This is a genomic window from Rhodovibrio salinarum DSM 9154 (assembly GCF_000515255.1).
Classification (GTDB): domain Bacteria; phylum Pseudomonadota; class Alphaproteobacteria; order Kiloniellales; family Rhodovibrionaceae; genus Rhodovibrio; species Rhodovibrio salinarum.
The window spans coordinates 3,325,083-3,347,603 of the sequence record NZ_KI911559.1; the positions used below are offsets into that span (position 1 = coordinate 3,325,083).

Annotated in this window: 30 protein-coding genes; 6 read left to right on the forward strand and 24 right to left on the reverse strand. The window is 66.5% G+C overall.

Going from position 1 to position 22,521, the window contains the following annotated elements; translation table 11 throughout:
* Window positions 1–184: 184 nt before the first annotated feature.
* Genes RHOSA_RS0115365 through RHOSA_RS0115380 form a run of 4 tightly spaced genes read left to right on the forward strand, consistent with a single transcriptional unit; the run spans window position 185 to window position 5,227 of the window.
* Window positions 185–991 (forward strand): outer membrane protein assembly factor BamD, encoded by an 807-nt coding sequence (locus RHOSA_RS0115365; protein WP_027289367.1) that lies wholly within the window; start codon window positions 185–187, stop codon window positions 989–991.
* 10 nt (window positions 992–1,001) lie between these two features.
* On the forward strand, window positions 1,002–2,678 hold the full coding sequence (gene recN, locus RHOSA_RS0115370; RefSeq protein ID WP_027289368.1) for a DNA repair protein RecN: 1,677 nt from the start codon (window positions 1,002–1,004) through the stop codon (window positions 2,676–2,678).
* A gap of 7 nt (window positions 2,679–2,685) precedes the next feature.
* Window positions 2,686–4,893, forward strand: coding sequence for an NAD-dependent DNA ligase LigA (gene ligA, locus RHOSA_RS0115375; RefSeq protein WP_081728762.1), 2,208 nt, complete (start codon window positions 2,686–2,688; stop codon window positions 4,891–4,893).
* A 4-nt stretch (window positions 4,894–4,897) separates the two neighbouring features.
* Window positions 4,898–5,227 (forward strand): hypothetical protein, encoded by a 330-nt coding sequence (locus RHOSA_RS0115380; RefSeq protein ID WP_027289370.1) that lies wholly within the window; start codon window positions 4,898–4,900, stop codon window positions 5,225–5,227.
* 12 nt (window positions 5,228–5,239) lie between these two features.
* Here RHOSA_RS0115380 and cobT read toward each other — a convergent pair whose 3' ends face one another.
* The 4 genes from cobT to RHOSA_RS0115400 all read right to left on the reverse strand — a co-directional run bounded on the left by cobT (window position 5,240) and on the right by RHOSA_RS0115400 (window position 10,163).
* Complete coding sequence (gene cobT, locus RHOSA_RS0115385) at window positions 5,240–7,132, reverse strand: cobaltochelatase subunit CobT (RefSeq protein ID WP_027289371.1); 1,893 nt, start codon at window positions 7,130–7,132, stop codon at window positions 5,240–5,242.
* 61 nt (window positions 7,133–7,193) lie between these two features.
* Window positions 7,194–8,195: a cobaltochelatase subunit CobS gene (gene cobS, locus RHOSA_RS0115390; RefSeq protein WP_027289372.1), complete on the reverse strand. Its 1,002-nt coding sequence runs from the start codon at window positions 8,193–8,195 to the stop codon at window positions 7,194–7,196.
* 257 nt (window positions 8,196–8,452) lie between these two features.
* On the reverse strand, window positions 8,453–9,088 hold the full coding sequence (locus RHOSA_RS0115395; protein ID WP_081728763.1) for a J domain-containing protein: 636 nt from the start codon (window positions 9,086–9,088) through the stop codon (window positions 8,453–8,455).
* Between the two features lie 94 nt (window positions 9,089–9,182).
* Window positions 9,183–10,163, reverse strand: coding sequence for a DMT family transporter (locus RHOSA_RS0115400; RefSeq protein ID WP_081728764.1), 981 nt, complete (start codon window positions 10,161–10,163; stop codon window positions 9,183–9,185).
* Window positions 10,164–10,392: 229 nt separating this feature from the next.
* Between RHOSA_RS0115400 and RHOSA_RS0115405 the strand changes: the two genes are divergently transcribed.
* A complete protein-coding gene (locus tag RHOSA_RS0115405) occupies window positions 10,393–10,677 on the forward strand; it encodes a BolA family protein (protein WP_027289375.1) in 285 nt (94 codons plus the stop codon).
* Window positions 10,678–10,817: 140 nt separating this feature from the next.
* Complete coding sequence (locus RHOSA_RS22930; protein ID WP_051432205.1) at window positions 10,818–11,132, forward strand: ribbon-helix-helix domain-containing protein; 315 nt, start codon at window positions 10,818–10,820, stop codon at window positions 11,130–11,132.
* Between the two features lie 16 nt (window positions 11,133–11,148).
* Here the strand turns inward: RHOSA_RS22930 and RHOSA_RS0115415 are convergent, their stop codons facing one another.
* From RHOSA_RS0115415 to rplP, 20 genes are all read right to left on the reverse strand, one after another.
* On the reverse strand, window positions 11,149–11,700 hold the full coding sequence (locus RHOSA_RS0115415) for a DUF2889 domain-containing protein (protein ID WP_027289376.1): 552 nt from the start codon (window positions 11,698–11,700) through the stop codon (window positions 11,149–11,151).
* 145 nt (window positions 11,701–11,845) lie between these two features.
* Window positions 11,846–12,271, reverse strand: coding sequence for a 50S ribosomal protein L17 (rplQ, locus tag RHOSA_RS0115420; protein ID WP_027289377.1), 426 nt, complete (start codon window positions 12,269–12,271; stop codon window positions 11,846–11,848).
* Window positions 12,272–12,526: 255 nt separating this feature from the next.
* The gene (locus RHOSA_RS0115425) at window positions 12,527–13,543 is read right to left on the reverse strand and encodes a DNA-directed RNA polymerase subunit alpha (protein ID WP_027289378.1); all 1,017 of its coding nucleotides are present in this window, start codon (window positions 13,541–13,543) and stop codon (window positions 12,527–12,529) included.
* 173 nt (window positions 13,544–13,716) lie between these two features.
* Window positions 13,717–14,109: a 30S ribosomal protein S11 gene (gene rpsK / locus RHOSA_RS0115430; RefSeq protein WP_027289379.1), complete on the reverse strand. Its 393-nt coding sequence runs from the start codon at window positions 14,107–14,109 to the stop codon at window positions 13,717–13,719.
* Window positions 14,110–14,219: 110 nt separating this feature from the next.
* On the reverse strand, window positions 14,220–14,594 hold the full coding sequence (gene rpsM / locus RHOSA_RS0115435; RefSeq protein ID WP_027289380.1) for a 30S ribosomal protein S13: 375 nt from the start codon (window positions 14,592–14,594) through the stop codon (window positions 14,220–14,222).
* 353 nt (window positions 14,595–14,947) lie between these two features.
* Window positions 14,948–15,601 (reverse strand): adenylate kinase, encoded by a 654-nt coding sequence (locus RHOSA_RS0115445; protein ID WP_027289382.1) that lies wholly within the window; start codon window positions 15,599–15,601, stop codon window positions 14,948–14,950.
* Window positions 15,598–16,944: a preprotein translocase subunit SecY gene (gene secY / locus RHOSA_RS0115450; protein WP_027289383.1), complete on the reverse strand. Its 1,347-nt coding sequence runs from the start codon at window positions 16,942–16,944 to the stop codon at window positions 15,598–15,600. Before secY ends, RHOSA_RS0115445 begins: the two co-directional genes overlap by 4 nt.
* Window positions 16,945–17,138: 194 nt before the next feature.
* The gene (rplO, locus tag RHOSA_RS0115455; protein ID WP_027289384.1) at window positions 17,139–17,657 is read right to left on the reverse strand and encodes a 50S ribosomal protein L15; all 519 of its coding nucleotides are present in this window, start codon (window positions 17,655–17,657) and stop codon (window positions 17,139–17,141) included.
* A 181-nt stretch (window positions 17,658–17,838) separates the two neighbouring features.
* Entirely contained in the window at window positions 17,839–18,039 is a 201-nt protein-coding gene (rpmD, locus tag RHOSA_RS0115460; RefSeq protein WP_027289385.1) for a 50S ribosomal protein L30, read from the reverse strand.
* Window positions 18,040–18,045: 6 nt separating this feature from the next.
* On the reverse strand, window positions 18,046–18,597 hold the full coding sequence (rpsE, locus tag RHOSA_RS0115465) for a 30S ribosomal protein S5 (protein ID WP_027289386.1): 552 nt from the start codon (window positions 18,595–18,597) through the stop codon (window positions 18,046–18,048).
* A gap of 14 nt (window positions 18,598–18,611) precedes the next feature.
* Window positions 18,612–18,974: a 50S ribosomal protein L18 gene (rplR, locus tag RHOSA_RS0115470; RefSeq protein ID WP_027289387.1), complete on the reverse strand. Its 363-nt coding sequence runs from the start codon at window positions 18,972–18,974 to the stop codon at window positions 18,612–18,614.
* Between the two features lie 2 nt (window positions 18,975–18,976).
* Window positions 18,977–19,513 (reverse strand): 50S ribosomal protein L6, encoded by a 537-nt coding sequence (gene rplF, locus RHOSA_RS0115475; protein ID WP_027289388.1) that lies wholly within the window; start codon window positions 19,511–19,513, stop codon window positions 18,977–18,979.
* 16 nt (window positions 19,514–19,529) lie between these two features.
* Window positions 19,530–19,928, reverse strand: a complete 399-nt coding sequence (rpsH, locus tag RHOSA_RS0115480) for a 30S ribosomal protein S8 (RefSeq protein WP_027289389.1) — start codon at window positions 19,926–19,928, stop codon at window positions 19,530–19,532.
* A gap of 17 nt (window positions 19,929–19,945) precedes the next feature.
* A complete protein-coding gene (rpsN, locus tag RHOSA_RS0115485; protein ID WP_027289390.1) occupies window positions 19,946–20,251 on the reverse strand; it encodes a 30S ribosomal protein S14 in 306 nt (101 codons plus the stop codon).
* A 25-nt stretch (window positions 20,252–20,276) separates the two neighbouring features.
* Window positions 20,277–20,819, reverse strand: coding sequence for a 50S ribosomal protein L5 (gene rplE, locus RHOSA_RS0115490; RefSeq protein WP_027289391.1), 543 nt, complete (start codon window positions 20,817–20,819; stop codon window positions 20,277–20,279).
* Window positions 20,820–20,847: 28 nt separating this feature from the next.
* Window positions 20,848–21,168 (reverse strand): 50S ribosomal protein L24, encoded by a 321-nt coding sequence (gene rplX, locus RHOSA_RS0115495; RefSeq protein ID WP_211234261.1) that lies wholly within the window; start codon window positions 21,166–21,168, stop codon window positions 20,848–20,850.
* Complete coding sequence (gene rplN / locus RHOSA_RS0115500) at window positions 21,165–21,533, reverse strand: 50S ribosomal protein L14 (protein ID WP_027289393.1); 369 nt, start codon at window positions 21,531–21,533, stop codon at window positions 21,165–21,167. The genes rplX and rplN overlap by 4 nt, the downstream gene beginning before the upstream one ends.
* A 38-nt stretch (window positions 21,534–21,571) precedes the next feature.
* On the reverse strand, window positions 21,572–21,817 hold the full coding sequence (gene rpsQ, locus RHOSA_RS0115505; RefSeq protein WP_027289394.1) for a 30S ribosomal protein S17: 246 nt from the start codon (window positions 21,815–21,817) through the stop codon (window positions 21,572–21,574).
* 3 nt (window positions 21,818–21,820) lie between these two features.
* The gene (gene rpmC, locus RHOSA_RS0115510; RefSeq protein ID WP_027289395.1) at window positions 21,821–22,030 is read right to left on the reverse strand and encodes a 50S ribosomal protein L29; all 210 of its coding nucleotides are present in this window, start codon (window positions 22,028–22,030) and stop codon (window positions 21,821–21,823) included.
* A gap of 6 nt (window positions 22,031–22,036) precedes the next feature.
* Window positions 22,037–22,456, reverse strand: a complete 420-nt coding sequence (rplP, locus tag RHOSA_RS0115515; protein ID WP_027289396.1) for a 50S ribosomal protein L16 — start codon at window positions 22,454–22,456, stop codon at window positions 22,037–22,039.
* Window positions 22,457–22,521: the final 65 nt, after the last annotated feature.

The window sequence follows — 22,521 nt, forward strand, 5'->3', positions numbered from 1 at the left end:
CCTGCCGCGTGGCGCCCGCTGACCAGGGCCGCTTCGTGTCCGTGTGTGCTGCGCGCGGGCCGTTCCACGACAGCAAGGCGATAGTTACCCCGTGTTCCAACGTTTTCGGTTCAGCGCCTCCGACAGCCGCTTCGCACAGCCTACGCGTCGCCGCCCGTCCAACCAGCGCCGGACTGCGGTCGTCGTGCGCGGCCTCGTTCTCACCTTGGCAGTCGCCCTGCCCGTCGGACTCGCCGGGTGTGCCAGCGATGAGCAGCCGGAATACGTCGAGCGACCGGTCGGCGAGCTGTACAATCAGGCAATGGACCAACTGCTCGACGAACAGTACGACACCGCCGCCGAGACCTTCGATGAGGTGGAACGTCAGCACCCCTACTCCACCTGGGCGTCGAAGGCACAGCTGATGGCGGCCTACGCCCACTACCTGAACGACAACTACACCGAGGCGGTGAACGCCCTGGACCGCTTCATCGAGCTGCACCCGGGCAACCGCGACATCGCCTACGCCTATTATCTCAAGGCGCTCAGCTACTACGAGCAGATTGCCGACGTCCGCCGCGATCAGAAGATGACCCGACAGGCGCGCAACGTGCTGCAGGAGGTCGTCGACCGTTTTCCGGGCACGAAGTATGCGCGCGATGCACGCCTGAAACTCGATCTGACGGAAGATCACCTTGCCGGCGCGGAGATGGTGGTCGGTCGCTATTATCTGGAGAAGGGCCACTATCTGGCGGCGATCAAGCGCTTCCGCCGCGTCGTGGAGGACTATCAGACAACCACGCACGTCCCCGAAGCCCTGCACCGTCTGGTAGAGGCCTATATGGCGCTCGGCGTGGTCGACGAGGCGAAGGCGACGGCCGCCGTTCTCGGGCACAACTATCCAAGCAGCGACTGGTACGCCGACAGCTACCAGCTTCTCACCGGCCGCGACATGAACCCGGAACGCGACGAGGATTCCTGGATCTCGCGCGTCTGGGGCACGGTCAGTTAAACGCACGCGCATGCTCCGCAGTCTGGCGATCCGTGACGTCGTTCTGATCCACCGGCTCGAGCTCGAGTTTACGCCAGGCTTGTGCGCCCTGACCGGCGAGACCGGCGCCGGCAAATCGATTCTGCTGGATTCCCTGGGTCTCGCACTTGGCAACCGGGCCGATAGCGGCCTGCTACGTCCTGGCGCGGAGCAGGCCAGGGTCACGGCCGCTTTCGATCTCGCCAACGGCCATCCGGTACGCGACGTGCTCGCAGAGCACGACATTGAGATCGACGACGACCAGCTGGTGATGCGCCGCGTGTTGTCGAAGGACGGGCGTGGCCGGGCATACGTCAACGATCAGCCTGTCTCGGTCACGTTGCTGCGCCGCCTGGCCGATCACCTGGTCGAGATCCAGGGCCAGTTCGAGCAACGCGGGCTGCTCAACGCCGCCAACCACCGCAGTCTGCTCGACGCCTATGGCGGCTTGCGTGAGCGCGCCCAGCAGGTCGCCGCCCGCTACGAGGACTGGCGCCAGGCGCTGGACACCTATCGCACCGCGCAGGCGGAGCTGGAACAGGCACGCCAGGACGAAGCCTACCTGCGTCACGAGGTCGACGAACTGGACCAGCTACAGCCGCAGCCCGGCGAAGAGCAGCAGCTCGCCGATCAGCGCAACCGCCTGATGAACGCGGAAAAGCTGGTCGACGCTTTCAACGCCGCGGAAGCGGAACTGACCGGCGGCGAGCAGGGACGCGGTGCGGAGGACAGCTTGGCGAGCGCCCGGCGCGCGCTGGAGCGGATTGCCGATCAAGCCGGCGACGATATCCAAGCCGCCCTGGAAGCCCTCGACCGCGCGATGTCGGAGACGGAGGATGCCCTCGCCCGCCTGCGGTCCCTCTCCTCCGAGATCGAGCTCGACAGCGGCCGGCAACAGGAGATCGAAGAGCGCTACTTCGCGCTCAAGGACCTCTCTCGTAAACACGGTTGCGAGGTCGACGAACTGCCGGATGTCCATGCCCGCCTGCAGGAACGCCTGAACGCGATCGACAGCGGCGGCGCCCACCTGCAGGCGCTGTCGGACGCCGCCGATCAGGCCCGCCAGGCCTTCCACGAAGAGGCCCAGGCGCTGTCCGAGGCGCGCGGCGAAGCCGCCGGCCGGCTGGACGCGGCGATCAATGCCGAGCTGCCGCCGCTCAAACTGGAAAAGGCGACCTTCAAGACCCGCCTGCAGCCGTTGGAAGAGGACGACTGGGGCCCGAACGGCATCGAGCGGGTGTCCTTCGAAGTGGCCACCAACCCCGGCGCCCATCCAGGGCCGCTGAACAAGATCGCCTCCGGCGGCGAGCTGTCGCGGTTCCTGCTGGCACTCAAGGTGGTGCTCGCCCAGGTCAGCCCGGAACGCAGCCTGGTGTTCGACGAGGTCGACAGCGGCATCGGCGGCGCCGCCGCGGCGGCGGTCGGCGACCGGCTTGCCCGCCTGTCCGAGGGACGCCAACTCCTGGTGGTCACGCACTCGCCGCAGGTCGCCGCACGCGCCGACCACCACTTCCGCGTCGCCAAGGCAAGCGACGGCGAAGCCACCGTGACCGACGTATCGCAGCTCAGCGAAGACCAGCGCCGCGAGGAGATCGCCCGCATGCTCTCCGGCACGCACGTGACCGACGAAGCCCGGGCCGCCGCGGCCAAGCTGATGGGGGCCGCGTAACACGCCGATGGCCGAGGAAAGCGCGCACAACCAGCGTCCGGAACAGCGCAGCGAAGCCGAGATTCCCGTCGATCCCGCGCAGATCCCAGCGGGCCATCCGGACGTGCCGGTGGAAGAGTTGAGCGACTTCCAGGCGCGCGACGAGCTGGCCCGGCTGGCGCCGCTGATCGCCTACCACGACGCCCGTTATCACCGCGACGACGCGCCGGAGATATCCGACGCGGATTACGACACGCTGCGCCGGCGCAACGAGGCGATCGAGCGCCGCTTCCCCCAGCACATCCGCGCGGACAGCCCCTCGCGCAAGGTCGGCGCGCCGCCAGCAAGCGGTTTCGCCAAGGTCCGCCACGCCGTGCCCATGCTCTCGCTCGGCAACGCGTTCGAGGACGATGAGGTCCGCGAGTTCTTCGACCGCATCCGCCGCTTCCTGGGGCTGGGCGCCGACGATCCCGTTCAAGTGATGGCGGAGCCCAAGATCGACGGCCTGTCCTGCGCCCTGCGCTACGAACGGGGCCGGCTGGTGCAGGCCGCCACCCGCGGCGACGGCACCGAGGGCGAGGACATCACCCGTAACGTGCTGACCATCGACGACGTTCCTGATCGGTTGCCCGGCGATGACTGGCCCCAGGTGGTGGAGGTGCGCGGCGAGATCTATATGGACCGGCAGGCGTTCAAGGACCTGAACGAGCGCCAGCGGGAAGCCGGCAAGCAGCTGTTCGCCAACCCCCGCAACGCGGCCGCCGGCGCGGTCCGTCAGATCGACCCCAAAATCACCCGGTCCCGCCCACTGTCCTTCCTTGCCTATGCCTGGGGGGAGATCAGCCAGCCGCTTGGGAAGACGATGGAGGAGGTGCGCCAGCGCTTCCACGACTGGGGCTTCAAGTTGAACGAGCCGGCGGCCAAGTGCGGCGGCGTCGAGGAGGTACTCGCCTACTACCGCAAGCTGGAGAGCGAACGCGCCGAGCTGGCCTTCGAGATCGACGGCATCGTCTACAAGGTCAACGACATCGCCTTGCAGGAGCGACTCGGCTATGTCTCCCGCGCGCCGCGCTGGGCGATCGCGCACAAGTTCCCGCCGGAACAGGCGCAGACCATCCTGAACCGGATCACCATCCAGGTGGGCCGTACCGGCGCGTTGACGCCGGTCGCCAACCTGGAGCCGATCACGGTCGGCGGTGTCGTCGTTTCCCGCGCGACCCTGCACAATCCCGACGAGATCGCCCGCAAGGACGTGCGCGAGGGCGATACCGTGATCGTCCAGCGCGCCGGCGATGTGATCCCGCAGGTGCTGGGCGTCGTGCAGGACAAGCGCCCGGCGGATTCACAGCCTTTCGACTTCCCCGACGTCTGTCCGTGCGAGCTGCGGACCGCCGTCGTGCGCCCGGACGGCGAGGTTGTGCCCCGCTGCTCCGGCGAGCTCGCCTGCCCCTACCAGCAGGTCGAGCGGCTGAAGCATTTCGTCTCCCGCGAAGCGTTCGATATCGAGGGGCTGGGCACCAAGAACATCGAAGCGTTCTGGCAGAACGACCTGGTCAAGACGCCGCCCGATATCTTCAGGTTGCACCAATTCCGCGACACGCTGCTGAAGTGGGACGGCTGGGGCCAGCAGTCGGTCGAGAACCTGATGAAAGCGATCGAGGCACGCCGGACGATCCCGCTCGACCGCTTCATCTATGCCCTCGGCATCCAGGAGGTCGGCAGCACCACCGGCCGCCTGTTGGCGCGTAGCTACGGTACGCTGCAGGCCTGGGATCAGGCGATGTCCAAGGCGGCCGAGGAACGCGCGGCGACCCCGGACGAGGCCAAGAAACCCGAGCGCGTGGGCGAGGCCTATGCGGAGCTGTGCGGGATCGAGAGCATCGGTATGACGGTCGCGGATGCAATCTGCGAGTTCTTCCAAGAGCCGCATAACCGCGAGATTCTGGAAGCGCTGGAGGACGAAGTCAGGGTTGAGGAGTTCGTCGATACCCGCGCCTCTAACACGCCTGTGTCGGGCAAGACGATCGTCTTCACCGGGACCATGCAGAAGATGACCCGCAACGAGGCCAAGGCGCGCGCGGAGGCGATGGGCGCCAAGGTCTCGGGCTCGGTCTCCAAGAAAACCGACTATGTGGTCGCCGGCGCGGATTCCGGCTCGAAGGCGACCAAGGCACGCGATCTGGGCGTCACGCTGTTGAGCGAAGACGACTGGCTGAACTTGATCGGGGAGTCCTAGTCCCATGAGCGGCGACACGGAAGACAAGGAAGCCCCAGGCGTCTACCTGCTCGACCCCGAGGACCGCTGGCGCCTGATCCACGAGGACCGCGGCGGCGACTATCACCTGCACGACATCAAGGAAGCCTTTGCACTCGGCACCCGGGCGCAGGGGGAAGACGGCCTGCCCCTGCTCGCCCTGTCGCGCGCGGAGGCCCGCCAGCTCAAGGCGCTGGCGGATGCGCAGGCCTTCGACCACGAGGAAGGCCTCGTGGCGCTCGCCGCCGATATCGCCCAGATCGCCCGTGAACTGCCCAGAACGATGACGCAGTTGCAGCTTCGGCAGGTGTTTTAGGAGCTTGCCGGGCTACTGCCGGCCCCCGGCGGCGCGCTGCTGGCCACGGCCCTTGTTGGCGGGCACGAGGGATTCCTCGTCGAACAGGTCGGCCAGCCGTTCCAGCATGGTGCCGCCCAGTTGCTCGGCATCGACGATCGTCACCGCGCGGCGGTAGTAGCGGGTGACGTCGTGGCCGATGCCGATCGCGGTCAGCTCGACCGGGCTCTTGCGCTCGATGAAATCGATCACCTCGCGCAGGTGCTTTTCCAGGTAGTTGCCCGGGTTCACCGACAGGGTGGAATCATCCACCGGCGCGCCGTCGGAGATCACCATCAGGATACGGCGCTGCTCGGGGCGGCCGACCAGGCGGTTGTGCGCCCACATCAGCGCCTCGCCGTCGATGTTCTCCTTCAGGATGCCCTCGCGCAGCATCAGGCCCAGCTTGCGCCGCGCCCGGCGCCAGGGCGTATCGGCGGCCTTGTAGATGATGTGGCGCAGGTCGTTCAGACGCCCCGGGTTGGCGGGCTTACCGTTGGCGATCCAGCGCTCGCGCGACTGGCCACCCTTCCACATCCGGGTGGTGAAGCCCAGGATCTCGACCTTCACGCCGCAGCGTTCCAGTGTGCGCGCCAGGATGTCGGCGCTCATCGCCGCCACGGTAATCGGCCGGCCGCGCATCGACCCGGAGTTGTCGATCAACAGCGTCACCACCGTGTCGCGGAACCGGCTGTCGCTTTCCTGCTTGTAAGACAGCGGGAATTCCGGATTGGCGATGATCCGGGCCAGCCGCGCGGTGTCGAGGTAGCCTTCCTCCAGGTTGAACTGCCAGGCACGCGTCTGCTTGGCGAGCAGGCGGCGCTGCAGACGGTTCGCCAGGCGCGAGACCACCGACTGCATGTGCGCCAGCTGCTGGTCCAGCATCTGCCGCAACCGGGCCAGCTCGTCCGGATCGCACAGCTCGCTGGCGTCGGTGATCTCGTCGAATTCCTGGGTATAAGGCGCGTAAGGCAGGTCTTCGGTCGAGTTGCGCCGGTCCTGGTGGCGCGGCTGCGTGCCCGGACGGCCCGGCTCCTCCGAACTGGCGCCGGAGGTCATCTGGCCTTCGCTGTCGCTTTCCTGCTCCTCGACGCCGGAGCCCTCGCCGTCATCGGCAGTATCGCCATCCATCGAACTGCCGGAGTCGGCGTTGTCCTGCTCGCCGCCTTGCGCCTCACCGTCACCGCTATCGTCCTCGGACTGCTCGGCGTCGGCCTGCTCGTCCTCGTCACTGGAGGCCTCCTCCTCGTCCGAGGCGGTATCCAGATCGAGATGGCGCAACAGCTTGCGCACCTGCCGGGCATAGTCGTCCTGATGCGTGACGTGCTGGCCCAGTTGCTCCAGCTCGCGCAAGACCTCCGCGTCCAGCGTCGGGCGCCAGGCGTCGATCATCGCCTTGGCCGCGGGCGGCGGCGCCTGCCCGGTCATCGACTCGCGCGCCATGACGCGCATGACCTCGGACAGCGGCACATCCTCGCGGTGCTCGATGTTGGTGTAGCCCCGCGCCTTGTAGCGCTCGTTCATCGCGGCATCGAGGTTGCTTGCGACCCCGGCCATGCCCTGGGCGCCAAGCGCCTCGCAGCGCGCCTGTTCGACCGCGTCGAACACCTCGCGCGCGACCTGGTTCTGCGGCCGGTTCTGGGTGTGCACCTTGCTGTCGTGGTAGCGCAGGCGCAGCGCCTCCGCGTCCGCCTCGCCGCGCACCCGGCTGGCCTCTTCATGCGTCAGGTCGCGGCCAGGCTGGGACAGGCGCATCTCGCTGCCCGACAGGCCCTGCGCGTTGGAGGAGAAGGTCACGTGCAGGTCGTCCCGCCGGGCCATGGCGCGCATGGTCGCGCCCTGTGTGCGCCGGAAGCGCTCCAACGGGCTCTCGTTGTCGTCCTTCATCCTCTCAGACCCACTTCTGTACCAAGCTCGCAGACGGCCAGCATGCCGCGCGCGTCAGGCGTTACACCAGCGTTGCCTGCACCCCCGTCTCCGGCAGCTCGGTGCCGAAGCAGCGCTGGTAGTATTCCGCCACCACCGGCCGCTCGAGCTCGTCGCACTTGTTCAGGAAGCTCAGGCGGAAGGCGAATCCCACGTCGTTGAAGATCGCCGCGTTCTCCGCCCAGGTGAGCACCGTCCGCGGGCTCATCACGGTGGAGATGTCGCCGTTGACGAAGCCGCTGCGGGTCAGATCCGCGCAGTGCACCATCGCGGAGACCTGCTCACGGCCTTCCTGGGTGTCGAACTGCGGCATTTTCTGTAGGACGATGTTGGTTTCCTCGTCATGCGGCAGATAGTTCAGGGTCGCCACGATGTTCCAGCGATCCATCTGGCCCTGGTTGATCTGCTGGGTGCCGTGATAGAGCCCGGTGGTATCGCCCAGGCCAACCGTGTTCGCGGTCGCGAACAGACGGAAGGCGTTGTGCGGGTGAATCACCTTGTTCTGGTCGAGCAGGGTCAGCTTACCCTCGACCTCCAGAACGCGCTGGATCACGAACATCACGTCCGGCCGGCCGGCGTCGTACTCGTCAAACACCAGCGCGGTCGGGTTCTGCAGCGCCCAAGGCAGCAGGCCCTCTCGGAACTCGGTCACCTGCTGGCCATCACGCAGGACGATCGCATCCTTGCCGATCAGGTCGATCCGCGAGATGTGGCTGTCCAGGTTGATCCGGATGCACGGCCAATTCAGCCGCGCGGCGACCTGCTCGATGTGCGTCGACTTCCCGGTACCGTGATAGCCCTGCACCATGACCCGGCGGTTGTAGGCAAAGCCGGCCAGGATGGCGAGCGTGGTGTCCCGGTCGAAGCGATAGGTATCGTCCTGCTCCGGAACGTACTCGCTGGGCTCGGAGAAGGCCGGCACCTGCATGTCGACGTCCAGACCGAACGTCTGGGCAACCGAGATTTTCATATCCGGGCCCGACGCGGGCAGTTGAGTGTCGGCGTTCGCGGTCTGACTAGCCATCGATGTCCTTTCCGTCCGTTGTGACCCATACGGCGCCCCCAAGTCCGGCCGGAGCCGGCGTGGCGCTAGCGGATCGGGACGTGGTCTTGCGCGGGTATTGGTGGGTCTGTCCGGCCTCTCATTTAAGGCCTTTGGCGCGCTTTGGGTACCCCCGCAACGCAGTCTGTCGCAGGCCGGGGTGCAGAAGCCCTTGGCCAATCAACGTCTTGCGCGCGTCAAAGTTTTCGCGCTGCGGGAGGTTTCGGCGGGGCGAGCGCCTAGCGGTAGGCCTTGCGCAGGGTGGCATAGGCCTGGTTGACCATCTTCAGCCGGTCCTCGTTGGTCCGGTCGCCGCCGTTGGCGTCGGGGTGGAAACGCTTCACCAGCTCCTTGTAGCGCACCTTGATCGCCGCGAACGTGACCGGTGGGTCCAGGCCCAGCTCGGCAAGCGCGCGGTCGGTCTCGCCGGCATGGGTGGTGCCGGCGCCCTTCCCGGTGCCGTCGTGAGCGTTCTGCCAAGACCGGTGGCGGTTCTCCTCCCACTGCCGGCGGGCGCCTTCCTGGTCCTGCTGCTCCTCGTGGAAGAAGCCGAAGTCGTCACGCCAGCGCGGGCCGTGCCCAATCGAGCCGAACGGCCAGCTGGGCCGATGCCAGCAGCTGTCGCGCCGGCGCTCCTGCTCGATCTGCGCCTCCGACATACCGGCGTAGTAGTTCCAGGCGCGATTGTACTCCCGTACGTGCTCCAGGCAGAAGTAGTAGTACTCGTTCAGCCGATCGCGGCTGCGCGGCGCCCGGTAGTGGCCGGTTTCGCGACAGCCCGGGCGGTCACAGGTGCGCACCTCCGTCTCCTGACGGAAGAAGCGCCGCATGCGCTCGAACGGTTTCTGCAGGGCCTCGGAATCGGTGCGCGCCATGATACCTGAAGTATGGGCGGCGCTCCGGGGTGAGGCAAGCTGTCCACCGGACTACCTCGCACCAGCCCGTCGCGTTCTGGCTCAGCGACCTGGCTCAGCGACGCCGTCGTGCCCGCAGGTCCGCCAGGTTGACGAGCGCCATGCCGCCCACGATCAGCGCCAGGCCGCCCAGGCGGGTAGCCGACAGCGTCTCGCCCAGGAACAGCGTGCTCATGATCACGCCGGCCGTCGGCACGCCGAGCAGGCCGAGCGAGGTGGAGATCGCCGGCAAGCTGCGTTGCACCGTCACGACCGCCCAGAACCCAAACGCGGTGGCGAGCGGCCCGTTGAAGACCAGGATCGCGATCAGTTCGCTTGACCAGGTGACCTGCGCATCCCCCTCGAAAACGAAGGCGAACGCCAGAAGCACCGGCAAGGCGGTCAGCATCTGCCAGGGCGCCAGCTGCAGCGGGCTGGAGGTCCAGGTGTGGCGTCGGGTGTGCAGGATGGCGATGGCCCAACCGAGCGCGGCCAACATCAGGAAGGCGTTGCCCGCCACCACATCCGGGTTCGACCAATCGAATCCCAGCGGGTTGAACAGGACCGCCACGCCGGTCAGCCCCAGGATCAGACCGGCCCCTTTGCGCGCGCTCAGCCGTTCGCCCAGCAGAAAGACGGCCACCGGCGTGACCCACAGCGGCGTGGTGTAGGCCAGAATCGCCGAACGGCCGGCATCGACGGTCAGCAGCGCCAGGTTCACCAGCGACAGGAAGCTCGCCATCTGCAACAGCGCGACCGTGATCACGATCGGCATGTCGGCACGCCTCGGCAGGCGCAAGCGGCCGGTCGCCGCGAGGACGCCGAACAGCGTCACAGCCCCCATCGCCATGCGCGCCGCAGCGAACCAGAACGGCGTGATCGACTGCAGGCCGAGCTTCATCACCGGCCAGTTGGCGCCCCACAGCAGGATCACCGCCGCCAGCAGCAGATAGGCGCCCTTGGTCCCCGGATGGTGACCGCTGCCCGCGCTTGCGCGAGAGGGGGCGGTGTTCTGGACGGAATCGGCAGCCGGTTCGCTGTCGGCGCGCGCGCTCATCAGACCTCTGGCAACGGTTGGGATAAGAAACCTCGGATCGCGCCGCGAACGCGACGGCACCATACACGCTATCACCCACCTACCACGCTGCAAGCGCGGGCGGTCGGGATGCTGCGTCCCGCCCAACGCACGGCTGCCCTGTCCACCTGCTTGACAGCGCCCCCACCCCCGCGATGCTGTCGCGCGCGTCGGCCACCACCCACCCCGTTCAACACAGGACAACCTTGCCATGCAGTTCGCCCAACGGATCGACCACCAGCTGCGCCAGACCTTCGAGATCGAGCGCCTGGAGATCATCGACGATTCGGCCAAGCACGCTGGCCACGCCGGCGCCCATCCCGAGGGCGAGACACACTTCCGGGTGGTCGTCGTCTCGCTCGACTTCGATGGCGTCAGCCGGGTTGCGCGTCAGCGCATGGTCTACGACGCGCTCAAAGCCGAAATGGGCGAACGCGTACATGCCCTGCAACTGTCCTGCCGCACGCCGGACGAGGACGCCAAGCTGACGAGCTGACTTCGCCCATCGTCCGGATACACGCTTTCGTTAGAACAGTCGGAATATACAAAATCTATAGTTGCATTTCTGGTGCGCTGGCATACGCTCGCCTGACACCCTTATTCCGTGCAATTCTCCGAGGGGCGGGCAACGGATAGATGAGTGCGAACGGGGCGGACAGTGAACTGGTGGCATCGGGGTTGATCAACCGCAATGTCACGGTAAACGGGCGGCGGACCAGCCTACGCCTGGAACCGGAAATGTGGGATGCGCTGGAAGAGATCGCCAAACGCGAAGGCGTGCGTGTGGGCGATGTGGTCTCCCGGATCGACCGCAGTCCGCGCGGCCGCGGCGCCGGCCTGACCGCACGGGTGCGGGTCTTCGCGATGGGTTACTTCCGCGCCGCCGCGACGGAGAGCGGCCACATGAACGCCGGCCACGGTCTGTTTTATGGCCGGGCGGCGCGCCGCTGAAAGTGGGCGTCCCGTCTCAGTCGCCGGTGTAGTGTTCGGGCCATTCGCGCTTGGCCACCGACCCATCGCTGCGGAAGGCATGACAGCTGTCGAGCAGCGGCGGCCGGCTGCCCTGGATCGACCGGATTTTTCCCTCCTTCTGCAAGACCGGATAAATCGTCTGGAAGGCGGGTGTGGCCATCGCGCCCAGGAGCTCGGTGATGTGGGTGCACCCTTCGGTACCGGCGAACAGCTCCTTTAACGTCTTGCGCCAGCCGGTCGCGATCCGCTTGCCCACCAGCTTCTCATAGTTTGCCGCGATCGCCGGGCAGATGCCGAACGGCCCGGCGTTGGTGCAGACCTCCACATCGCGGACGATGAAGCGGTCGTCCACTGTGAGGCGCACCTCCATGTCGTGCAGTGGCTCGCCCGGCTGGATCTCGCCGCGTTCGGTGTTGGTGAAGGGATAGCCCTTGGTGTCGACGATCCGGCCCTCGATGTCCCACAGGCCATCCGACCGGCGGAAGCCATCGAACGCGTAGGTGCGGGTGTGCAGATGTGCACGCTCGGCGGGGGCGGAGAGAGGCATCGGGGCCATCCTTCGTCTGTAACGGACGGTATCCTAGCGGCCGGGGCTAGATACGAAAACGGCCGCCTCGCGGATTAACGCGCGGCGGCCGTCTCGGGCGCCCGTGCGAAAAAGCACAGCGCCTATCCTGGAGAGCGGGCGAGGCTTACTCCTCGTCCTCCATCTCGTACTCCTGCTCGGCCGTCGGGCCGGAGTCCGCGCCCTTCCAGTTGGGGTCGCGGTCGACCAGCTCGATCACCGCCATGGGCGCGCAGTCGCCCTGCCGGAAGCCGGCCTTGAGCACGCGGGTGTAGCCGCCCGGACGGTCCTTGTAGCGCGGGCCGAGTTCGTCGAAGAGCTTCTTCGTCATGCGCTCGTCGCGCAGCTGAGACGCGGCGCGGCGACGGGAATGCAGGTCGCCCTTCTTGCCCATCGTAATCAGCTTGTCGGTCACGCGCCGCAGCTCCTTGGCCTTCGGCAGCGTGGTCACGATCTGCTCGTGCTTGATCAGCGAGGTCGCCATGTTGGCGAACAGCGCCTTGCGGTGGCTTTGCGTGCGGTTGAGCTTCCGCCCGCTCTTCATGTGGCGCATGGAGATCTCTCCTAGACTCGTGCCCGGGCGCGGCGTATCCGCCCGGTCGGGTGTTCCCGCATCCTCCGTGAACTCGCCGGATCTCGCGGTACGAGACCGATTGCGTGACTCCGACGCCGCGGCGACTGTCGTTTCAACCGCCGGGTACGCCGGCTGCGCCCTCGCCATCTCCCCCGGGCGCCCAGGGAAAGCCCGCCGCAGGCCAAGCCCGCGGCGGGCAGTCTCTCAGCAGGCCTGCAACGTCGCTGGCAGCCGTTAGTACGGCTCCTCCAGCTTACGGGCCAGCTCCTCGATATTCTCCGGCGGCCAGCCCGGCACATCCATGCCGAGCGCCAAGCCCATCTGCTGCAGCACTTCCTTGATCTCGTTCAGCGACTTGCGGCCGAAGTTCGGCGTCCGGAGCATCTCCGCCTCGGTCTTCTGGACGAGGTCGCCGATGTAGACGATGTTGTCGTTCTTCAGGCAATTCGCCGAGCGGACCGACAGCTCCAGCTCGTCGACCTTGCGCAGCAGGTTCGGGTTGAACGGCAGTTCGCTGGAACTCTCCTGCTCGCCACGCTGGCTCGGCTCCTCGAAGTTGATGAAGAGCTGCAGCTGGTCCTGCAGGATGCGCGCCGCGAGCGCCACCGCGTCTTCCGGGCTGACCGCGCCGTTCGTCTCGACGTCCATGGTCAGCTTGTCGTAGTCGGTCACCTGGCCGACACGGGTGTTCTCGACCCGGTAAGCCACCTTGACCACCGGCGAGTAGACCGCGTCCACCGGGATCAAGCCGATCGGCGCGTCTTCCGGGCGGTTCTGGGTCGACGGCACGTAGCCCTTCCCGGACTCGACCGTCATTTCCATGTCGATCCGCGCGCCGTCGTCCAGCGTGCAGATCACGAGGTTCGGGTTCATCACGTCGATGTCGTGGCCGGTCTCGATCTGACCCGCCTTGACCTCACCCGGGCCCTCGCCGCGCAGGCGAATGCGCTTCGGCCCCTCGCCGTGCATCTTCAGGCCAAGCGCCTTGACGTTCAGGACGACGTCGGTGACGTCCTCACGCACGCCGGCGATCGACGAGAACTCGTGCAGCACACCATCGATCTGGATCGAGGTGACGGCCGCACCCTGGAGCGAGGACAGCAGGATCCGACGCAGGGCGTTGCCCAGCGTCAGCCCGAAGCCGCGCTCCAACGGCTCCGCGACAACCTGGGCGAAGCACTTGGGATCGCTCCCGCCCTGGATGTCGAGCTTGTTCGGCTTGATAAGTTCAGTCCAGTTCTTCTGCAGCACGGCTGGTGCCCCATGCTCGTTCGAAAGTGTCGCTTATCGGGCCGGTATCGAGCGCGTCTGCGGTCGATGGCCCTGAAACGCACGGATGCCGGCCGGGCATAAACCCGGCCGGCGGTCCGGAGTTCCGTGATCGGCGTCGATCCGCGGCCGGTTCAAGACCACGGCAGACGCCGTTAGACGCGCCGGCGCTTCGGCGGCCGGCAGCCGTTATGCGGGATCGGCGTCACGTCGCGGATCGCGGTGATCGTGAAGCCACAGGCCTGCAGCGCACGCAGCGCCGACTCGCGCCCCGAGCCTGGGCCCTTCACGTTCACGTCCAGCGTCTTCATCCCGTGTTCCTGCGCCTTGCGGCCGGCTGTGTCGGCGGCAAGCTGGGCGGCGTAGGGCGTCGACTTACGCGAGCCCTTGAAGCCCATTTGGCCGGCGCTGGCCCAGGAAATCGCGTTGCCCTGGACATCCGAGATGGTGATCGTGGTGTTGTTGAAGGTCGCCGTCACATGCGCGATGCCCGAGGTAATATTCTTTTTCTCGCGCTTGCGCAGGCGCCCCTGGGTAGCCTTTGCCATGCCGTTTCGCCGTCCTTGACTGGTCTATCGCGCTCGGTGCTCGACGCGTCGAACGATCTGCGCCGGCAGCGCACCGGCCGAACCTTCCGACCGGGCACCGCCCACGGGTGTTACTTGCGGCCCTTCTTGCCGGCGATCGCCTTCGCCGGCCCCTTGCGGGTACGGGCGTTGGTGTGGGTACGCTGACCACGCACCGGCAGCCCCTTGCGGTGCCGCAGGCCGCGGTAGCAGCCCAGGTCCATCAGGCGCTTGATGTTCACCGCCGTCTCGCGGCGCAGATCGCCCTCGACCGTGTAGTTGTTGTCGATGGTTTCGCGCACGCGGACCAACTCATCCTCGGTCAGGTCGTTGACCCGCCGCTCTTCCGGAATGCCGACCGACTCGCAGATCTTGTGCGCCTGCGTGTGGCCGATCCCGTGGATGTAGGTCAGCGCGATGTGGACCTTCTTCTGCGTCGGAATGTTGACGCCAGCAATGCGTGCCACGTGGCCGTCTCCTTAGAACTCCGCCGTCTCGTTGCCCGCGTCCGGCCCGAATGCCGCCGGCTTCAAAGCCGGGCCGACCCGCTTGGCACGGGCCGGGACGCGCGTGTCTCTACTCTCGTTTCCACGCGGGGTGCGCGGCGTTGGCGTCTGGCCCTGCCCCGCTGCGCCCGCGATCGCTCGGTAAGCGTGGTCGCGGACCGTCCGGGTATACGGGCACGGGACGAGCATCGTCGTCCGCATACGCGTCGGCGCCGGGACGGTCCGTATATAAACCGCTTCCCCGCTTGTCAACCAAGACCCGCAGGCCAGGAGCCTTTCGCCCCCGGTCCCGAGTCGCGGTTCCGGTCTAACCTCTAAGCCTTGCCGTCCAGGATCCGCTTGATCTGGCCGGTGACCTCGTCGATGTCAGCCATGCCGTCGACCTGCTTCAGCTTCCCCTGTTCGTGGTAGTAGGGAAGGATCGGCGCGGTCTGATCCCGATAGGCTTGCATGCGCGAGCGGACGGTCTCTTCGTTGTCGTCCTCGCGCCGCTTGAATTCCGTGCTGCCGCAGTAGTCGCAGACGCCCTCGACCTTCGGTGCCTGGTAACGGTCGTGGTAGCCGGCCCCGCACTTGGCGCAGGAGTAGCGCCCGGTGATCCGGTCGACCAGCGATTCCTCCTCGACCTTCAGCTCGATCACGTGGTCGAGCGACGCGCCACGCTTGCGCAGCATCTGGTCGAGCGCCTCCGCTTGCGCGGTCGTACGCGGGAAGCCGTCCAGGATGAAGCCGTTCTGACAATCGGGCTGACTGATCCGATCCTCGATCATCCGGACCATCAAATCGTCCGGCATCAGCTCGCCCGCGTCCATCACCTTCTTGGCCTGCTGGCCCAGTTCGCTGCCAGAGGCAACAGCCGCGCGCAGCATATCGCCGGTGGCGAGCTGCGGGATGCCGTAATCCCGCTCCAGGCGCTTAGCCTGGGTGCCCTTGCCGGCGCCTGGCGGCCCCAGAAGGATGATGTTCATGAACGCCTCCCCTTAAGCTTCGATTTCCGGATCAGCCCCTCGTACTGGTGGGCCAGCAGATAGGACTGAACCTGTTGCACCGTGTCCATGGTGACCGACACCACGATCAGCAGGCTGGTTCCGCCGAAGTAGAAGGGCACATTGTACTGCGCCACAAGGATTTCCGGCAGCACCGCCACCAGCGCGAGATAGATCGCACCGACCGCAGTCAGGCGCATCAGGACATAGTGGATATAGTTCGACGTGTTCCGCCCCGGGCGGATGCCCGGAATGAAGCCGCCGTTCTTCTTCAGGTTCTCCGCCGTGTCGTCCGGGTTGAACACGATCGAGGTATAGAAGAACGCGAAGAAGACAATCAGGGAAACGTACAGCGCCAGATACAGCGGTTGCCCACGGCCTAGCAGCGCGGTCACGGTGGTCAGCCAATCCGGTCCCCCCTGGCCGGAAAAGCCAGCGACCGTCAACGGCATCAGCAGCAGCGAGGACGCGAAGATCAGCGGGATCACGCCGGAGCTGTTCAGCTTGATCGGCAGGTGCGAACTCTCGCCGCCGAACATCTTATTGCCGACCTGACGTTTGGGGTACTGCACGATCAGTCGACGCTGCGCGCGCTCGATGAACACGATGAAGGCGATCACCGCGACCGCCATCACCAGCACACCGATGATCACCCCGCTCGACAGCGCGCCCGTTCGGCCAAGTTCCATCGTACTGGCGAAGGCGCTCGGGAGGTTCGCCACGATGCCCGAGAAGATGATCAGCGAGATGCCGTTGCCCACGCCGCGCTGAGTGATCTGCTCGCCCAGCCACATCAGGAAGATCGTACCGCCGGTCAGCGTGATCACGGTGACAAAGCGGAAAAACAGCCCGGGATCGATCACCGCGGAGCCGCCGCCAGGGGCGTTCATCCCCTCCAGGCCGACGGCGATGCCATACGCCTGGACCGCCGCCAGGCCAACCGTGCCGTAGCGGGTGTACTGATTGATCTTCTTCCGGCCGGTCTCGCCTTCCTTCTTGAGCTGCTCGAGGCTCGGCGACACGGCCGTCAGCAGCTGCATGATAATGGCAGCCGAGATGTAGGGCATGATCGACAGGGCGAAGATCGTCATGCGGCTCAGCGAGCCACCGGTGAACATGTCGAACATGCCCAGCATGCCCTGCGACTGCTGCTGGAAGATCCGGTCCAGCGCGATCGGGTCGATCCCCGGCACCGGGATATACGTTCCCAGGCGGTAGACCACCAATGCGGCCAGGGTGAACCAGATCCGCTTCTTCAGCTCGGTCGCTTTGGCGAAACTGCGGAAATTGATGTTTTGAGCCAGTTGCTCGGCGGCGGATGCCATGGGTCCGGTGTCCTTAAGATCCTCACGTCGCGCACGGACGGCAGGCTTTGGGTCTTAGCAGACCCGGCCCCCGAACGGCAAAGGCCGCCGCGACCGGTCGAGTCGCGGCGGCCTGCCGCGTCGGTCGCGGCGCCTGGCCAGCCAGGGGCGGCACGCGGGGTGCGCGCCCATTTCCTGGCGTGCGCGCCGCGCCGTTAGCCTTGCTGCTTCTTACCGCGCTTGGTCTTCGCGGCCTCGCGCTGCGCGGCCTTCTCGGCCCCGACGATCGTCACCGAGCCGCCGACCTTTTCGACGGCCGCCTGCGCGGATTTCGACGCGCCAGCAACCTGCAGGTCCAGCTTCGCCTTCAACTCGCCACGCCCGAGCACGCGCACGCCGTCGTGGGTCTGCTTGAGCAAGCCGGCGTTGCGAATGGCTTCGGCGTCGACCGGCTTCGCGCTGTCCAGCTTGCCGGCATCGACGGCCTGCTGCAGCTTGTCGAGGTTCACCTCGGAATAGGTCTTCGCGAAGATGTTGTTGAAACCGCGCTTCGGCAAGCGGCGGTGCAGCGGCATCTGGCCGCCTTCGAAGGCGTGCAGGGACACGCCCGCGCGGGCCTTCTGGCCCTTGTGGCCCTTGCCCGACGTCTTGCCGAGGCCCGAACCGATACCGCGGCCCAGCCGCTTCTCGTAGTGGCGCGAACCGGGGTTGTCCCGGACTTCGTTGAGCTTCATCGCCTCGCCATCCTTGCGTTTCGCCACCGCCCTCGCCCGCTTGATTCGGCGGGCGCCTTCAAACTGTTGGCGGTGTGCTGTTGCTTTGACTCTGCGCCGGGGTCTTTCAGACTCCGGCGCTGCGGCGGTCATCTATAGAGGTCGCAAGCGCGCCTGGGGCACGCCACAGCCGGCGGTCAGCCTAGCTGCTGGCCTCCTCGACCTTCACCAGATGCGCGACCTTGGCAATCATGCCGCGCACCGCGGGTGTATCCTCAAGCTCGCGGGTGCGCCCGCGATGGGTCAGGCCCAGGCCCAGCAGCGTCTCGCGCTGGGCACGCTTGCGGTGGTTGCCGCCGCGCACCTGCGTGACCCGAACGGTCTTCTTCTTCGACGTCGCCATGGACGGTTACTCCCCGCTGGTATGCGCTTCGTCGCGGCGGCCGACGATGTCGGACACCTTCTTGCCACGGCGCTGGGCGACCTGGCGCGGGCTGTAGCTGCTGGTCAGGCCGTCGACGGTCGCCTTGATCATGTTGTGCGGGTTCTGCGTCCCGTTTGACTTGGCGACCACGTCCTGCACGCCGAGCGCCTCGAAGATCGCGCGCATCGGGCCGCCGGCGATGATCCCGGTGCCTGGAGGCGCCGCACGCAGCGTAACCCGGCCGGCGCCGAAGTGACCCTTGACGTCGTGGTGCAGCGTCCGGCCCTCGCGCAGCGGCACGCGGACCATGTTCCGCTTGGCCTGGTCGGTGCCCTTGCGGATCGCCTCGGGAACCTCGCGCGCCTTGCCGTTGCCGTAGCCGACCCGGCCCTTGCCGTCGCCGACGACGACCAGCGCGGCGAAGCCGAAGCGACGGCCACCGGCCACAACCTTGGCGACGCGGTTGATGTGTACGAGCTTTTCGATCAGCTCGCTGTCTTCGCCTCGGCGATCTTGCTGCCTGTTGTCGCGTGCCATCGAATTCCCAATCCCTAGAACGTAAGGCCGCCTTCACGCGCGGCGTCGGCGAGCGCCTGAACGCGCCCGTGATAGGCGTAGCCGCTGCGGTCGAACACGACCTTGTCGACGCCGGCCTTGCTGGCGCGCTGCGCGACCAGCTTGCCGACCTCGATCGCCGCGTTCTTGTCGTTGCGGCTGGACAGCTTGTCGCGCAATTCCGGGTCCATCGACGAAGCGAACGCAACCGTGTTGCCGGCGGCGTCGTCGATCACCTGCGCGTAGATGTACTTGTTCGAACGGAACACCGACAGGCGCGGCCGGTTGCCGCCCTTGCGCCGGATCGCCAGACGCTGACGGAACTTCCGCCGCTGGCGCAGTTTGCGTGCGTCGAGCATGGTTACTTCTTCTTGCCTTCCTTACGCAGGATCGTCTCGTCGACGTACTTGATACCCTTGCCCTTATACGGCTCGGGTGGACGCATCGCGCGGATCTCTGCGGCAAACTGGCCGACGCTCTGCTTGTTCGCGCCGGACACCTTGATCGAGGTCGGCTTCGGACATTCCACCGTCAGATCCGACGGGATCGGGTAGTGGATGTCGTGACTGAAGCCGAGCTGCAGGAACAGATTGCTGCCCTGGACCTGGGCGCGGAACCCCACGCCGTTGATCTCCAGTTCGCGGGAGAAGCCGGTCGTCACGCCGGTCACCATGTTGGCCACGATCGCGCGCGTCGTGCCCCACATGGCGCGGGCTTTCGGATTCTCCTCATCAACCGGGCGCACGGTGAACTGTCCGTCCTTCTGCTCGGTGCGCACAAGGTCGTTCACCGGCGCGGACAGCTCGCCCTTCTGACCCTTCACGCGGATCTCCGTTTCGCGCACGTCGATCTCGACGCCGCTGGGGATCGCTACCGGGTTCTTGCCTACGCGGGACATTTCGACGCCTCTCGTTCTAGAACACGCGGCAGAGCACTTCGCCGCCGACGTTCGCCTGGCGGGCCTCGGCGTCCGAGAGCACGCCCTGCGGCGTCGACAGGATGGTGATGCCGAGACCGTTGTAGACGCGCGGCAGCTCCTTGATCTTGGAGTAGACGCGCCGCCCGGGTCGGCTGATCCGGCTGATCTCCTGGATCACCGGCTCGCCTTCGTTGTACTTCAACTCGATCTCGACCTCGCGCACACCGGGGCGCACATCGCGCACCCCGTAGCCGCGGATGAAGCCCTCGCGCTGCAGCACCTCAAGCACGTTTTGGTGCAGCCGCGAGCCGGGCGCCGAGATCGTCCGCTTGTTGGCCATCTGGCCATTGCGGATCCGTGTCAGCAGGTCCCCGAGGGGATCGCTCAGTGCCATTGCCGGCGCTCCCTTGCTTACCAGCTGGACTTGACCATGCCCGGAATCTCCCCGGACAGGGCCAGCTCACGCAGCGCGATACGCGACACCCGGAACTTGCGGTAGTACCCGCGGGCCCGGCCGGTGATCTCGCAGCGGTTGTTGACGCGCGTGCGCGAAGAGTTGCGGGGCAGCTTCGCCAGATCCAGGTGGGCCTGGAACCGCTCCTCCGGCGACAGCGACATGTCGCGCCCGCGCTGCTTCAGCTCGGCGCGCTTCGCGGCGTACTTATCCGCCATCTGCCGCCGGCGCTTGTTGGTCTCGAAGTCGCTCTTCTTAGCCATCTCGTCTTGCTCTCCTTGCCGCCGCTCAGGACTGGAACGGCATGTCGAAGGCCTTGAGGAGCGCACGGGCTTCCTCGTCGGTCGTCGCCGTGGTGCAAATCGCGATGTCCAGCCCCCGGATCATGTCGACATCGTCGTAGTTGATCTCAGGGAAGACGATCTGCTCCTTCAGGCCCATCGAGAAGTTCCCGCGGCCGTCGAAGGACTTCGGCGGCACGCCGCGGAAGTCGCGCACGCGCGGCAGCGCAATCGTGACCAGCCGGTCCAGGAACTCGTACATCCGGTCGCGACGCAGCGTGACCTTGCAGCCAAGCGGCATGTTCTCACGCACGCGGAAGCCGGCGATCGACTTCTTCGCGCGGGTCACCACCGCCTTCTGGCCGGCCAGCTTGCCCAGATCGTTGACCGCGTTCTGGACCCGCTTGGTGTCCTGGGTCGCCTCACCGACGCCCATATTGATCACGATCTTCTGCAGGCGCGGGACCTGCATCGGGTTGGTGTACGCAAACTGCTCGTGAAGCTGCTTGCGCACCTCGGTGTCGTAGTGCTCTTTCAGTCGGGCCGCCATGGCTCGTGTCTCCAGTGCTCGGGCGTTCTTAGCGGTCGATGGTCTCGCCGGAGCGCCGCGCCACGCGCACCTTGCGGCCGTCGTCGAGCGTGCGGAAGCCGACGCGGGTCGGCTTGCCGTCCTTGGGGTCGGACACCGCGATATTGGAGACGTGGATCGACGCCTCCTTCTCTTCGATGCCGCCCTGGGACTGCATGCTCTGGCGCTGGTGGCGCTTGACCACGTTCACGCCCTGCACGACTGCGCGCTGCTCGCGCGGGTCCAAACGCAGGACCTCGCCGCTCTTGCCCTTGTCTTTGCCGCTCAGGACGACAACCGTGTCGCCCTTCTTGATCTTGTTCGCCATCACAGCACCTCGGGGGCGAGCGAGATGATCTTCATGAACTTGCGCGCACGCAGCTCGCGGGTCACCGGGCCAAAGATACGCGTGCCGATCGGCTCGTTCTGCCGGTTCAGCAACACGGCGGCGTTCCGGTCGAAGCGGATGCCGGTGCCGTCCTGCCGGTGAATCTCCTTCGCGGTGCGCACGACGACGGCCTTGTGGACATCGCCCTTCTTCACGCGGCCGCGGGGGATCGCTTCCTTCACCGAGACCACGATCACGTCGCCAACACTGGCGAACTTGCGCTTCGACCCGCCCAGCACCTTGATGCACTGGACCCGGCGCGCGCCGGAGTTGTCGGCGACGTCCAGCTGGGTTTGCATCTGGATCATCGGTTTCTACCCTTCTGTTCTATCCGGCCGGCAGGCAGCTAGCCCGCGGCCTGCTCGTCGCCGACCACTTCCCAGCGCTTCGTCTTGGAATGCGGGGCGCATTCCCGGATCCGGACGAAGTCGCCGACCTTCGCGGCGTTCGCCTCATCGTGGGCGGAGTACCGCTTGGAGCGCTTGATAAACTTCTTGTACAGCGGGTGCTTGACCCGGCGCTCGACGCTGACCTGAACGGTCTTCTCGCCCTTGTCCGAGACCACGTACCCCTGCAGGATTCGCCGCGGCATAGCTTACGTCTCCTTGCCCGGGAGGTTCTTGTTCTTCTCGGTGAGCAGGGTCTTGATGCGCGCGATATCGCGGCGCACTTCCTTGACCCGCCCGGTGTTTTCGAGCTGCCCGCTTGCCTTCTGGAAGCGCAGGTTAAACTGCTCCTTACGCAGCTGGAGCAGCTGTTCCTTCAGCTGATCGGCGGTCTTGGCGCGCCCTTCTTCGGCCTTCATCGCGTCTTAGCCCTCCAAGCGCGTCACGAATTTGGTCTCCACCGGCAGCTTGGCCGACGCCAGGCGGAACGCCTCCTCGGCGACCTCCTGCGGCACGCCGTCCAGCTCGAAGATCACGCGGCCCGGGCGAACGCGGGCGCACCACCACTCAACGGTGCCCTTGCCCTTGCCCATACGGACCTCAGCCGGCTTGTCGGTGATCGGGACATCCGGGAAGATCCGGATCCACAGCTTACCGACGCGGCGCATGTGGCGGGTAATCGACCGGCGGGCCGCCTCGATCTGCCGCGCGGAGATGCGCGCGCTCGAGGTCGCCTTGAGGCCGTACCGGCCGAAGTTCAGCTGCGTGCCGCCCTTGGCGACACCGCGGAGCTTCGATTTGCCTTTCTGAACCTTGCGGTACTTGGTTCGATTCGGCTGTAGCATCTTGGCCGATCCTCAAACGTCTAGCGTGGTTTCCCCTGGACCGCCGGTCCCTCGGGCCCGGCGGT

Coding starts and splice junctions, on each gene's coding strand:
- rpsN (WP_027289390.1), bottom strand. CDS start 20,251: ATGGCTAAGAAGAGCGACTTCGAGACCAACAAGCGCCGGCGGCAGATG.
- recN (WP_027289368.1), top strand. CDS start 1,002: ATGCTCCGCAGTCTGGCGATCCGTGACGTCGTTCTGATCCACCGGCTC.
- rplE (WP_027289391.1), bottom strand. CDS start 20,819: ATGGCGGCCCGACTGAAAGAGCACTACGACACCGAGGTGCGCAAGCAG.
- rplQ (WP_027289377.1), bottom strand. CDS start 12,271: ATGCGCCACATGAAGAGCGGGCGGAAGCTCAACCGCACGCAAAGCCAC.
- RHOSA_RS0115395 (WP_081728763.1), bottom strand. CDS start 9,088: ATGGCGCGCACCGATTCCGAGGCCCTGCAGAAACCGTTCGAGCGCATG.
- ligA (WP_081728762.1), top strand. CDS start 2,686: ATGGCCGAGGAAAGCGCGCACAACCAGCGTCCGGAACAGCGCAGCGAA.
- rpsH (WP_027289389.1), bottom strand. CDS start 19,928: ATGGCACTGAGCGATCCCCTCGGGGACCTGCTGACACGGATCCGCAAT.
- RHOSA_RS0115405 (WP_027289375.1), top strand. CDS start 10,393: ATGCAGTTCGCCCAACGGATCGACCACCAGCTGCGCCAGACCTTCGAG.
- rplR (WP_027289387.1), bottom strand. CDS start 18,974: ATGCTCGACGCACGCAAACTGCGCCAGCGGCGGAAGTTCCGTCAGCGT.
- cobT (WP_027289371.1), bottom strand. CDS start 7,132: ATGAAGGACGACAACGAGAGCCCGTTGGAGCGCTTCCGGCGCACACAG.
- rpsQ (WP_027289394.1), bottom strand. CDS start 21,817: ATGCCGCGGCGAATCCTGCAGGGGTACGTGGTCTCGGACAAGGGCGAG.
- RHOSA_RS0115400 (WP_081728764.1), bottom strand. CDS start 10,163: ATGAGCGCGCGCGCCGACAGCGAACCGGCTGCCGATTCCGTCCAGAAC.
- rplF (WP_027289388.1), bottom strand. CDS start 19,513: ATGTCCCGCGTAGGCAAGAACCCGGTAGCGATCCCCAGCGGCGTCGAG.
- rplP (WP_027289396.1), bottom strand. CDS start 22,456: ATGCTACAGCCGAATCGAACCAAGTACCGCAAGGTTCAGAAAGGCAAA.
- rplN (WP_027289393.1), bottom strand. CDS start 21,533: ATGATCCAGATGCAAACCCAGCTGGACGTCGCCGACAACTCCGGCGCG.
- rplO (WP_027289384.1), bottom strand. CDS start 17,657: ATGAAGCTCAACGAAGTCCGGGACAACCCCGGTTCGCGCCACTACGAG.
- RHOSA_RS0115445 (WP_027289382.1), bottom strand. CDS start 15,601: ATGAACATCATCCTTCTGGGGCCGCCAGGCGCCGGCAAGGGCACCCAG.
- RHOSA_RS22930 (WP_051432205.1), top strand. CDS start 10,818: ATGAGTGCGAACGGGGCGGACAGTGAACTGGTGGCATCGGGGTTGATC.
- rpsK (WP_027289379.1), bottom strand. CDS start 14,109: ATGGCAAAGGCTACCCAGGGGCGCCTGCGCAAGCGCGAGAAAAAGAAT.
- rpmD (WP_027289385.1), bottom strand. CDS start 18,039: ATGGCGACGTCGAAGAAGAAGACCGTTCGGGTCACGCAGGTGCGCGGC.
- RHOSA_RS0115415 (WP_027289376.1), bottom strand. CDS start 11,700: ATGCCTCTCTCCGCCCCCGCCGAGCGTGCACATCTGCACACCCGCACC.
- rpsE (WP_027289386.1), bottom strand. CDS start 18,597: ATGGCACGCGACAACAGGCAGCAAGATCGCCGAGGCGAAGACAGCGAG.
- rpmC (WP_027289395.1), bottom strand. CDS start 22,030: ATGAAGGCCGAAGAAGGGCGCGCCAAGACCGCCGATCAGCTGAAGGAA.
- cobS (WP_027289372.1), bottom strand. CDS start 8,195: ATGGCTAGTCAGACCGCGAACGCCGACACTCAACTGCCCGCGTCGGGC.
- secY (WP_027289383.1), bottom strand. CDS start 16,944: ATGGCATCCGCCGCCGAGCAACTGGCTCAAAACATCAATTTCCGCAGT.
- RHOSA_RS0115380 (WP_027289370.1), top strand. CDS start 4,898: ATGAGCGGCGACACGGAAGACAAGGAAGCCCCAGGCGTCTACCTGCTC.